The organism is Pseudomonas oryzihabitans (assembly GCF_006384975.1).
Taxonomy (GTDB): Bacteria; Pseudomonadota; Gammaproteobacteria; order Pseudomonadales; family Pseudomonadaceae; genus Chryseomonas; species Chryseomonas psychrotolerans_B.
Genome location: NZ_CP021645.1, coordinates 65,896 through 79,133 on the forward strand (window position 1 = coordinate 65,896; position 13,238 = coordinate 79,133).

Consider the following 13,238-nt stretch of genomic DNA (forward strand, 5'->3'; position numbering starts at 1 on the left):
ATGAGCAAGTCTGCAGATCGTCAATCTATTGGTCAGCGTTTCTCCTTGCCGCCCTTGGCGTCGATTCTTGGGAATGTTCTTTCGAACTACCCTAGATTGCCTCAGAACGTCTTGATGGATCACTTGCGCGATGCCCACGAGGAACGCGCGCAGGGGGCCGGTGTTCGGTTCGAAAGCTTGGAGCCGCGGGTCTTGCTATCGGGAGACGTCAATCCGACGGCAATGATGATTGAGGGAGAGATCATCGTTCAGGGGGAAAAAACTCAGTACGAATTTACAGTTGAGGAATCACATCGAGTCGTCTTCGACAGTTTGACCAATCGCAACGATCTGAACTGGACACTGGAGGGCCCCACTGGCCAGGTCACGAGCCGAAGCTTCAGTGGAACGGATGCAGGAGTCTCTAGTTCGCCAGTGTTCGAGTTGGCTCCTGGTACCTACCGGATTACTGTCGATGGGCAGAGTGATGCGGTAGGTGCATATGCTTTGCGTGTCATCGATGCGGAGGACGCAGCAGAGCTGAAGCTGGGCACGGAAATAAAAGGAACTCTCGATAGCGGTAACAAGTCTGCCGTCTATCGTTTCACAGCGACTGCCGGAGACCAGCTTTATTTTCAGTCCAGCTCGGCCTCTGGGGGCGGTGCGCGTTGGCATCTAATTGATCCCTATGGTCGGACAGAAGGTTATCGTTATCCCGACTACCTTTCTTCGGACCGAGACACCTTCGACCTGAAGTACAGCGGCGAATACCTCTTCGTCCTTGAAGGGCTGGTAAGCAATACGGAGCCAGCCGACTACGGATTCATCCTGCACAAGGTGCCGAACAGCACAACGGGTCTGGTATTGGACTCCGTGATGACTGCGCATATAGACCAGATCGGACAAGTAGCGAAATTTAACTTCGAGTTGTCCGAAGATACCCCAGTCCTCTTTGACAGCCTTACGAGTGCGAGTTTCCGCTGGTCGCTGACCGGCCCGGAAGGCGACAGGGTCTCGAGCGTGAGTAGCTCGGCTACGGCTACCAGTTATGCAAACGGCCTGGGTTGGTTGCGGTTGCGAGCGGGCACCTATTCTTTGGCTCTAGATCCGTCCTCCTTGCGGGCGACGGGCGAGTTTCCTTTTCGGTTGCTGACCGGAGCATCGGCTCAATCGCTCACGCTAGGTAGCGAAGTCACCGGGACGCTAGATGTCGCCAAGGGGACAACGATTTACAAGCTGTCGCTGAATGCCGGCGAGCGTGTGTTCGTAGATGGGCGCTCCCTGACCGGCGGGTCATTGTCCTGGCGGCTCGTTAATCCGTTCGGGGTGCAGATTTCATCCAGTGCACTGATGACCGCGAGTATCCCTTTGACCGTTGACGCCACCGGCGACTATTGGCTGGTGATGGACGGGGCGGATGGTAACGCGGCCGATGCTGCGGTCAGTTATCGCTTTTCCGTCAACAGCGCCCCGGATGTCCTTTCCTCCTTGGCGCTTGGTGAAGCGGTTTCTGGCAGTGTCGAGACCGCTGGTCAATCCACGGTCTATGCGTTCAAATTGTCGGCAGACACTCAGCTAGCGTTCGATTCACGTACCAAGCGCTCTGATCTGGTGTGGTCCCTTATCGGGCCGCGGGGTGAGGAAGTCTCCCGGCGCCGCTTCGATCAGAGCGACGCATCCTCAGCCTTGAGTCTGCTGAATCTGCCAGCTGGCAGCTATCGGCTGGTAGTAGCCGGCGCCGGGAGCGCAACCGGGAATTACTCCTTCCGTTTGCTAGACCTGGCGGGCGAGCCCACCATCAGTCTGGACACCGAGATCGTTGGAACTATCTCCCCAGGTAATGGCGCACAGGGCTATCGCTTCGAGGCGCTGGCCGGAGATCGGCTGGCTTTCCAAGCCAATGGCGTCAGTGGTGGCAACGCCACCTGGAGATTGATCGACCGCTTCGGTCGTGATGTGGCCGGCTCCAGTAGCCTCGCCACGAATCGCGAAGCCGTTACGCTGAAAACAGCTGGCACCTACACGCTGTTAATCGAAGGGCTGGTGGGCAATGCATCACCCATAGACTACAAGATACAGCTCAATACTGCAGGCAATGAGCAGCAACCCGTCTTGCCGGAGGGGCAGGAGCTGATTCTGGGAGCTGTAGTAGCCGGTACCTTGCCGTCCTGGGATGCGACTCAGACCTATCGTTTCAGCTTGGCCGCTGACACCTTGCTGGTCCTGGACACCCAGAATCAATCCGGCAGCAGCGCCCTTTGGTCACTGGTGGGCCCACGGGGAAGCGAGGTGAACAAGCGGACGCTATACAGCAGCGATGCAGGTTATGGCTACCCGGTGTTCAGTCTGCCCGCTGGCGATTACGCCCTGACCATCCAGGGCGCCTTGTATTCGGGATGGTTGAGCAACAGTGGCTCCTATGCGTTTAGGCTGCTCAATACCGCAGCGCTACCCACCCTCGAACTCGGCCAGCAGATAACGGTGGCGCGCTCACCGAGCAACGCCACTATAGGCTACCGCTTTGACGCCAAGGCCGATACGACGCTCGTTCTTAATTGGAACGATGGCTATTCCAACTCCCTTTGGACCTTGGTCGATCCATATGGCCGCAGGGTCGGGTCGTTTACGAGCGACAGCGTTGGCACTTCTTTCGTGCTTCCGGCGAGCGGGCCCTACACGTTGCTAAACGAAGGGTATTACTACTGGTCAGGCACCAGCAACGTCACCTTCACGTTGGGTCAGCAGCAGCGAACGGTCGATTCGTTGGTCATGAATGACCAATTTAGCGGCGCGCTCGCTGATCGCTACAGTGTGGCTGAATATGCCTTTACCCTAAATTCGCCCGCAACCGTTGTGATGGACGCCCTCAACAGTGGGCAGGACAACGCTGGAAAGGTGCAGTGGATGCTCAGGGGCCCCCTGGGTAGCGTAGTAGGTTGGAGTTCTCTTACCGACTATGCCAATAGCTACGCCCTTGCCCCAGGCCAATACACCTTGCTACTGCGCAATACCCAAGATACTTCTGCCAGCTATCGCTTCCGCATGCTCGATCGCGGGGCTGCCGTCGATCTAAGCCTCGGCACTCCGATCAGCGACACGATACCTGCTGGCGAATCCCGACTGTATCGGTTCAATGCCAGTGCCGGAGAGCGCTATTACTTCGCTGGCCTGAACTATTATTACGCCACCAATGAAGCCGCCCAGTGGTCGCTGATCGATCCCTTCGGGCGTGTCCTGCGAAGCGGTTGGACCTATTACGACAATTCGGATGTCGTGCTGGATGCCAGTGGCGAATACCTGCTGGCAGTCTATCCGGTGACAACGTACAACTCCCCGGCGACACAGCCACGCACGGTCAAGTTCAAGCTACAGCCTTACACGACCTCCACGGCGGTGTTGGCACTGAATCAGGACATCAGTGGGGAAGTCGCCATACCTGGCGAAACGGTGAAATACAGCTTCACCTTGACCGCCCCGATGCGGGTCTTGGTTGAGGTCGGGGGGGGCGGGAATTTCAACTGGAGCCTGAGCGGCCCCCGCGGTAGCGAAGTGAGCAATCGCAGCTTCGACTGGGTACCACGCTTCCTGGATTTGCCCGCAGGAAACTATGACCTTGCTGTGTCTGCAAGCTATTTGCGAACGGGAAACTTCAGTCTGCGCGTGACGGATGCGGCCTCCTTGCCGGCCCTCGCTGTGAACACTGAAACCGAGTTGACGTTATCCGCGGCCCGCAATAGGCATGTCTATAGGGTTGATGTGGCGAGCCCCATGGAGTTGCTGTGGGACGATATCGGCGACGCTAACCCCTGGGCCGCGTGGACGCTTTACGATGCCTCCGGTAAGACGAAGGCGGGGAGCTATACGTATGGCGACTCCAGCCCCTTTTCACTGGCAGCTGGAACCTATTACCTGGCATTGAAAGGCAATGGTGCAGATACCCAGCGCTATCGCATGGCCCTGCGTGAGCCCTCAATCAAAACACAAGCCCTTAAACTGTCCAGCTTGGTAAGCGATGCGTTGGATCGACCTGCGCAGGAAAACCACTACACCTTCGACGTTGCTACGCCGACCACGGTCTTGTTCGAAGGGCTGAGTAAGGATAGTGACCTGGGTTGGGAACTGCTTGGGCCGAACGACTTCGTGCGTAACGGTGATTTCCGGATGGATCGTGCGGCCCTGCAGCTGGCGACGACGGGAGTCTATACGCTGCGTGTCTATTCACGCAGCCACGCAGCGAGCGAGTTGCAGTTTCGCCTGATCGATCTGGGTGCCCTGGCCACCGAGCGTCTCGATGGGCCCCAGTCCGTGGCCTTTGGTGAAGAACGGCGCACTCGGATTTATGCCTTCGAAGCAGCTTCTGGTGCCTATCTCGCGTACCAGCCTGGCACCCTGGATGATGGGATGGACTTGCAAGTGGCTCTGCTGGATGCCAATGGGAATACCCTGGGATGGCGGAATGGCCGCTCCGTTTATAACTGGACCGTTGGCACGGCAGGGCGTTACTACCTGATGATACAGGCGGACCTGCCTATACCTGCGGCCAACGACCTGAACTTCACGGCGCAGCTGGCGTATAACCAGGAGCACTCGCTGGTGCTCGGCGAGGACAACGAAGGGAGCTTGGCAGCGGCCCAGGTTACCGATACTTGGACATTCTCGTTGGCGAACAGGCAGAGCCTGGCGCTCAGCGGTCTGACCGATCGCTTCAACTGGTCGCTCCTTGATGCTCAGGGCAAGGCCCTCGGTTACTCGGGTAGCCAGGGGCTGCCAGCCATTCTCGACCTGGCGGCTGGCACCTACCGGCTGGTTATCAAGGGCAATACGGGTTTGAGTGAGATTCCTGGCCCCTATGCATTGCGTTTGATCGATGCAGCCGAGAGTAGCCATTTGGTCGATGCTACAACTACCACCGGTTCCCTGGCCAAGTCCAGCAGCCTAGGGTTGTATCGCCTTAAGGCCCAGGCCGGAGAACGATGGAATGTAAACGCGCAGAGCGAGGGCGTCCGGATCATGGTCCTCGCCCCGGATGGCCGGATCGTGGGTGCTTCGGACAACGCCATCTCTTTCAGCGCTGCTGCCGAGGCGAACGAGTATTGGGTGCTGGTCTATCGCGGCGGCTCCTCGCAGGAAAATGTCGACTACAAGCTAACGGCAACCTTGGCACGCGAGACCAGGAACGACGACGGTACGCTGAGCTACCAGTTCGATGCCTATCGTGATGGCCTGTTGTGGCTGGATATGTTGAATGCCCGCAGGGGGAACTGGTATGTCAAGGACCTGCAAGGCAACCAGCGCGCCAGCGGCACACTGTCCGACTCGAACGGCACTTTGGTTGCTGTTCGTGCAAATGAGTCCTATACCTTAGTCTTTGTGCCCGAGGAAGAGCTCGCACCGGACGACGTTGTAAACTTCCAATTGCTCGAACTGGCTGAGGCCGCCTCGCCGATCATCACGGGTCAAGCAGTTGAGGGTAGCCTGGAGCCCGGCTCCGGCTCCCACGTCTATCGGTTCAGCACCCTGACAAGTGAAAGTTTCAAGCTCATTTCTCACTCAGCCAGTGCCGAAAACCTAAGCTGGTCGCTTTACCGGCACGATGGATCATGGATGGCATCCGGCGACTTTGCCGCCGATGTGAGTCCCGTCACCCTATCTTGGCAAGGCACTTACTATCTGGTGATCGATGGGCCCGCAGATGCCGCGTCTACGATCTCCTACAGCTTCACCGCCAGCCTCAATGAGGTAGCCCTCAATAAGGTCTACAACGGCACTGCGACTACCTATCCGCCGACTAGCTACCACTTGCGCCTTGATCAGCCGGGCGTGCTTGCCTTCGATACGCTCAGGACCAGCGATAGCGCAGCCTACAACTCTGCCTACTGGACATTGACCGGTGCCAATGGCCAAGTCTTCTACCAGTCGCTCTATCAGGGTGGTCGCGACCCCATTACTCTGCTGCAGCCCGGCGACTATACCTTGCATGTTTCCACTAGTTGGTCCTTGCAGCCTTACAGGTTCCAGATTCTCACGGCGGACGCCGCCGAGACGCTGACGGTGGGAGTCAGCAATGGCACCCTGAATCCCGGAAGCGCTACCAAGCTGTATCGTTTCGATGGAACCGCGGGCGACACCTATTATCTCCGCAGCCAGCAAGGGATTTCAGGTTACTGGCGCCTGATCGATCCGCAAGGCAAGACGGTGATGGATCGGTATGGTTCGCTGGATCAGGTGGAGCTGAATCTCACCCAGACTGGCACCTATGTAATGGCCATCGAGGGTTCCAGCTACAACACGACGGCGCAAAGCTATGCCTTTTCGATGACCCGGGCTGTCGATCGGGGCGACATAGCGCTCAACACCAGCCAGGGCGATACCCTGGACGGGGGCGCTGTGGCTCGCTATGCACTCCACCTCGATCAGGCCGCAACTCTGGTATTCGATAACCTCACAACCAGCGGCGACGTGCGTTGGCGTCTGCAACGTGCTGACGGTGTGGTCTTCGACCAGGCGATGCTGAATTACTACGACCCCAGCCAGCGTCTGGCTGCGGGCGATTACGTGCTTACCCTGCGTAACCCCTCAGCCAGCGCCGGGTCCTACCAGTTCCGTGTCCTGGATGCGGATGCTGCGGTGAGCATCGTGCCTGGCGCTCCGGTCAGCACGGTCCTTACTCCGTCCAATGGAGCGCAGCTGTACAAGTTCGAGGCGAAGGCAGGTGAGCGCTATTACTTCGACGCGCTCACGACGCGCTCGGATCCTGTGGACACTACCATCTACTATCACGGTGTACCGCGGTGGACATTACTCGATCCACTGGGGCAGCAGGTTTTCTCGCGTAGCACCATGGGCTGGAGCAATTACGAGTCGTTCTGGGATTCGAGCGTTGGCAGGTGGCGCTATCGCGACCTGTTCAACGGTTACGACCAGGAGCCACAAGCCCTGCGTATGAGCGGCACCTATACGCTGCTGTTGGAGGGGGACAATACCGAAAGTCGGCCACAAGCCAATGTCTCGTTCAATGTGGTCAAGGTGCCTGAGAAGGCGCCGGTCGTTCTCGACAGCCTAGCGGTCCGGGCGGCTCCCGACCTGACCGTGACCAGCCTCAGCCTGGATCCCGCGGACAGCCTGGTGACCGGACAGCCGGTCCAAGTACGCTGGATCGTCGAAAATCAGGGTGTCCGGCCAACGACCTCCAATTGGAACGATCGGATACTGGTGCGCAACCTCGATACCGGTGTCCTGATCGCCAACATCACCGTGCCCTACGACGCTAGCCAGTCCGGCAGCATTGGCGTGGGTGAAAGCCGTACCCGCAGCGCGCTGGTACAGCTGCCCGCAGGCGTAATAGCTGCGGGGCGACTCGCCTTCTACGTGATCACCGATGCGGACAACGTTATCCAGGAAGGCACGGCCTCCGGATCAGGCGAGTCCAACAATGCCCTGACCAAGGAGGCGAAGGTGACGTTGGCTCCCTACGCCGATCTCGTAGTGGAAAACCTGGCGTTGACGCCAAATGGCAACTACCAACCGGGCCAAACCGTGGAGGTGACCTGGACTACCGCCAACCGGGGAACCAAGGCGGTTGAAGAGGAGTGGCGCGAGTGGGTCGAGGTTCGCAACCTGTCCACCAACGAACTCGTGGCCACGCTCAGCGTGCGCAATGATCCATCCGCCGGCGCGCTAGCCATCGATGCCCTGCGGGAGCGCCGTGTTCAGTTCACCTGGCCAGCCGGCCGCTCTGCGTCCGGCCAGTTCTCCATCCGTGTGCGGGTAGACAGCGCCTCCGAGGTAGTCGAAGCCAATGCCGCGGGCACTGGGGAGGCCAATAACGTCGCCGAGCTGCGCCGCAGCGCAGGCCCCGACCTGCAGGTACGCAACCTACGGATCGATGAAGGCACTATCCAGGCCGGCGGCCTGGTGACCATGCGTTGGGAGGACTGGAACCTCGGCAGCAGCGCCACCGGTAGTTCGTTCGATGATCGCATTGTGGTGCGTAACATCGCGGGCAACATCATCCTGCTGGATACCAGCCTGAACTACGATCCACTGCAGATCGTCGACGGCCAGATGCTCGGTGCGATCCAGCCCGGGGAATCACGCGAGCGCAGCTTCACCTTCCGTTTGCCCAGTGGTTTGAAGGGGGCAGGGGACATCAGCATCACGGTAACGGCTGACCAGAATTCGGCCGGCTTTGGCGTGCTGTTCGAAACCAACCTCAGCAACGATGCTGAAACCAACAATAGCGCCGATGCCGACATCGTCTCCGCTGTCGTGCCTTATGCCGATTTGCAAATCGACGAAGTCAGCGTCCCGGCGACAGGCGTAGGCGGCGAGCCAGTCAAGGTCAGCTGGACCGTCTCCAACCGTGGCCAGGCAGCTACCACGGTGGATTGGAGCGACCAGATCGTCCTGAGCAGCGACGCGATCATAGGCAACGCTGATGATGTGGTAATCGGTACCGTCCGCCACAGCGGTGGTCTCGCCCAGGAAAGCTCCTATTCCCAGACGGCGACCATCCGTGTCCCCATGCGTCCAGAAGGCCGCTATTACCTGGGTGTGCGTACCGATACCGGCAGCGAAGTACTCGAGCCCGATACCCGGTCGGATAACGTCAGCCAGGCCAGGGCCATCAATCTGGCCGCGGCATACGCCGACCTGCGGGTCGTTTCGCTGAGTGCGCCGGAATACGCCCAGAGTGGCGAAAGCTTTCTGGTGACCTGGGAGGTCAAGAACGAGGGGAATGCCACGACTGACCTGTCATTGTGGAACGACCGCATCGTCTTGTCGCTCGATCCGCTGCTAGGCGGCGAGGACGACGTCGTCCTCGCCGGGTCCGTTACTCATGCCGGCCTGCTGGCCGTCGGTCAATCCTACGTAGGGCGTGCCACGCTGACATTGCCGCGTGACTTGAGTGGGACCTACTACGTATTGGTCGACACCAACACCAATCGCACGGTGACCGAGCTCGGCCGAACCGGAAACAACACCCTGGCGAGCTCGGCCAAGCTCCAGGTGGGTCTGGCGCCCGTACCTGACTTGACCGTATCGGCCGTGACCGGCCCGCTCAGCCTGCGCCCGGGAGACCAGGCCACCGTCAGCTACACCCTTGCCAACCAGGGTGGCCAAGCGACTGGCGGCGCCTGGCGCGATCGCCTCTACATCGACCGTGGCGCCCAAGGTCTCTATGAGGTTGCCAGCGTGCTCCAAGGCACTCCTCTAGGTGCTGGTGCGAGCCGTACGCATAGTGTCAGCTTCATCCTGCCGTCCGGCCTCCCAGTGGGCGAGTTCCGCTGGGTTGTGCGCACCGACGCGGACAACACCCTCTATGAGCGGGATAGCGAAAACAATAACCAGGCTGTAGCGGAAGCGCCGGTGCAGATAGCCCGACTCGACCTCGCGGTCACTGAGCTACAGGGGCCGAGCCTGGTCGTATCCGGGACCAAGGTCCACGTGCAATGGACCGTGGAGAACCAGGGTAACCAGGCAACCGGCACCTGGGTGGATAGCGTCTATCTGGTCCGGCAAGGCGTTCAGCTCAAGGTGGCAGAGGTAGCACGCGTTAGTGGTCTGGCCGCTGGTGGCAGCTACCAGGCCAGCGCCGACTTCGATATCCCGCTGGACTTCCACGGGGAGTACGAACTTCTGGTGGTCAACGACACCAACCGTGTGCTTGACGACGCTGAGCGTGCGGACAACCGGCGAGCTATGCAGCTCATCGCAGAGTTAGCACCCTATGCCGACTTGACCGTTACCGCCGTGAACGCCCCAGAGCGGGTCATTGCCGATCCGGCAACTCTTACGGTCGATTGGACGGTAACCAACCAGGGGACCGGCGCGGGAAAGACCGATCACTGGGTGGACCGCCTCATCCTGTCCCAAGATGAGACCCTGGGTAACGCCGACGATAAGGTGCTCGGTGAATTCCTGCATGAGGGGGCGCTGGCCGTTGGCGAGTCCTACAGCCGCAGTGAAAGCATCCTGTTGGCGCCGGGTACGTCGGCCCGATACAAGCTCTTCGTCGTCTCCGATGCCAGGGCTGAGGTCTTCGAAAACTATTCCGAAGCCAACAACGTAGCGCGCCTCGGCCACGCCGTGGACATCATGCCGATCCCCTACGCCGACCTGCAGGTCGCCTCGGTTACGGCCGCTGGTGAGGCCGCCAGCGGCCGCTCGTTGCGCGTGAGCTGGGAAGTGGTGAACAACGGTATCGGTATCACCGATACCGCCGACTGGTCAGACAGCGTCTGGCTCAGTCGCAACCGCGATGGTAGTGGGGTGGTTGCTACCTTCGGATTGGCGCGTCATACCGGCCAACTGGCCGTTGGCGACCGTTACAGCCGCAGTATCGACGTCACCTTGCCGCAAGGCATCGAAGGCGACTACTACCTGAACGTACGCACGGGTGGTCCGTTCGAGTTCATCTACGGTGCCAACAATACGGGCAGCTCGGTCGCGGTGCCTGTCACCCTGTCCCAGTCCCCCGATCTGGTGGTAGAGAGCATCGGCTTGCCTACGTCCGCCTTGGAAGGAGCTCTGGTCGATGTCACCTGGACGGTGCAGAACCGGGGTGAGGCTGGCGCAAGCGGCCTATGGGTCGATACCGTCTTGCTGGTGCCGATCGACGGCAGCAACGCCGTCTCCCTGGGCAGTTTCACCTATGATCGAGGCCTGGAGCCGGGGCTTCGCTATACTCGTAGCGAACAGGTGCGCCTACCTGCCAAAATCGAGGGGCTGTACCGGATCAAGGTCGTCACCAATGCCAATCTGGGAGGCAGCGGTAGCCAGATCTACGAGCATGGCGTCGCTCGCGACAACAATGCCCTGGTGTCCGCCGAATCTACCTCCGTCAGCATGCTCGCCCGGCCCGACCTGCGCGTAAGCAGCGTCAGCGTGCCCGAGCACGTGACGGCCGGAACCGCCACGGGTATCCGCTATACCATCAGCAACATGGGGGCCGTGGCCACCAGCGGACGCTGGATGGACAAGGTCTACCTGTCGCTCGACGCCAAGCTGAGCGCTGATGATCGGCTGGTAGGTCAGTTCCAGAATGATGCCGCGCTGGCTCCGTCAGAGTCCTATGGCAACGAAACGGCCATGGTCGACATCCCCATCCGCTACCGTGGCGATGTTTACCTGATCGTCGTGGCGGACGGCAACAATGCCGTCGACGAGTATCCCAACGAGGCCAATAACGTCCAGGCCGCGCGGTTCTACGTTGATCCCATGCCGTTCGGGGATCTCGTGACCGGTAATGTCGTGGCGCCCGATCAGGCGGTGCATGGCGGCAACATCGAAGTTCGCTATACGGTCACCAACCGAGGTAGTGCCACTACCCGTGGCGAAGCGGCCAGTCTCAATACCTGGACCGACACCGTCTGGCTAGCCCGCGATGCGCGTCGCCCGGGTGCCAACAAGGGCGACATCCTGCTCGGCTCCTTCACCCATGTCGGCAACCTGGCGACAGGAGAGGACTACCTGGGTACGGCGCAGGTCAAGATTCCAGAGAACGTTCGTTCGGGCGAATACTTCATCACCGTATGGAGCGACACCTATGATGTCATCCTCGAGGATACTCTAGCCTCGAACATCAACCCGGACGATGCCACCCAGCTCGACAACAACAACTACAAGGCCCGGTCGATCAGCATTCTGGGCATCACGCCGCCGGATCTAACCGTCACCGAAGTCATCGCGCCCGAAACGTCCGATGCGGGAGGCAATTACACCTTCAGCTACACGGTGCAGAACCGTGGCGACGTATTCGATGGCAGTTGGACCGACTCCGTCTATCTCACCGATAACCCTGACTGGAGCGCCGCCCGCGAGGTCTGGCGCCTGGGCGACTATGTTCAGAACCGCAGCCTAGGCAACGGAGAGCGCTACAGCGTTACCCAGACCGTCCAGCTCGCTCCCTCGCTCCAGGGGCGTTATCTCATCGTTCGTACCGATGCGGCGGGTACGATTGCCGAGAACAATGAGAACAACAATGCCGGTAACGCCAACTCCCTCGTCGGGGTGAAGCCGGCGGACCTACGCGTCTCAGAAATCATCACCGAACCGAATGCCTTTTCCGGCGAGGAAACGATTGTCACCTGGAAGGTCACCAACGCAGGTGGTGCTGTCTGGGCCGGTACCCGAAATTGGATGGATGCCGTCTACCTGAGCAGCGACCCCGAATTTATTCCCGCGCGAGCCACCTTCCTGGGCTCGTTCGTTCATGCCAATGTGGATGGCTTGGCTGCAGGTGGCAGCTACAGCGTATCCGCCAAGGTGCGCCTGCCGGCAGGTACGGATGGAAACTACTACCTTTACGTCATCACTGACGACGCCGAAACGAAGGGTCGCTCAATGGGCGAGTTGTTGGGCGGTGGAGGGAACGATTCGGCGAGGCGCTACTATGCCGGGACGCAGGAGCGAACTGGCTCGGTATACGAAGGCCAGCGCAACGACAACAACATATCCCGCGGCGGGATCGATATCACCTACCGTGAGCCCGACCTCCAGATCGACAGCATTGTCTTGTCCGATCCGACTCCGCATTCGGGCCAGACGGTAACCGTCACCTGGACGGTCACCAACCGCGGTACACGTGAAACGCGCGCCGGCAACTGGTACGACGGCCTCTACCTGTCGCGCGACGGTTCGCTGGATTTCAGCGATTACCCGCTGGTGGATCGCGGCACCCAGGGCGAAATATTGCTCAAGGCAAAGGCGATCGGCCTGAGCGAGAAAACCCTCAAGCCTGGTGAGTCCTACACTGAATCAGCCACTTTCCAGCTACCGGAATCCATCAGTGGCGACTTCAAGCTGATCGTGCGCACCGATACGCCGGTGTTCAAGGATCCATGGAACTACGAGCCCAGCACCATCCGGGACGGACTGACCGGGCTCGCCCGTCTTGGCGATCCCTCCGGCAGCGTGGCGGAATTCCGCGACGAGGGTAACAACACGGCGGTTATCGACCTGCCCATCACACTGGCGACGCCTCCTGACCTGCAGGTAGCCGTGGTCGAGGCGCCGAGCAACGTATTGGCTGGCCAGAGCTTCAGGGTTGGCTACCAAGTGCTCAACAAAGGCGGCGATACGCCGAGCGATCAAGCGGGCTGGTACGACTTGATCTACCTGTCCAAGGATCGCTTCCTCGACGTCAACCAGGATCGTTACCTGGGCTACGTCGAGCACACCGGCGGCTTGGCCGCTGGGGCAGGGTACGGAGGCAGCCTGACCGTCACGGTGCCCACCAACCTGGAGGGGGCCTACTA

At 60.0% G+C, this 13,238-nt stretch carries 1 protein-coding gene (running past one end of the window); it reads left to right on the forward strand.

What is annotated here, in order from left to right; all coding sequences use genetic code 11:
- Positions 1 to 13,238: the 5' end (the start) of a tandem-95 repeat protein gene (locus CCZ28_RS00340; protein ID WP_167509186.1), read on the forward strand. Its footprint extends 20,794 nt past the window's final position; 13,238 of the gene's 34,032 nt are visible here — the first part of the coding sequence; it begins with the start codon at positions 1 to 3; the stop codon falls past the right edge of the window.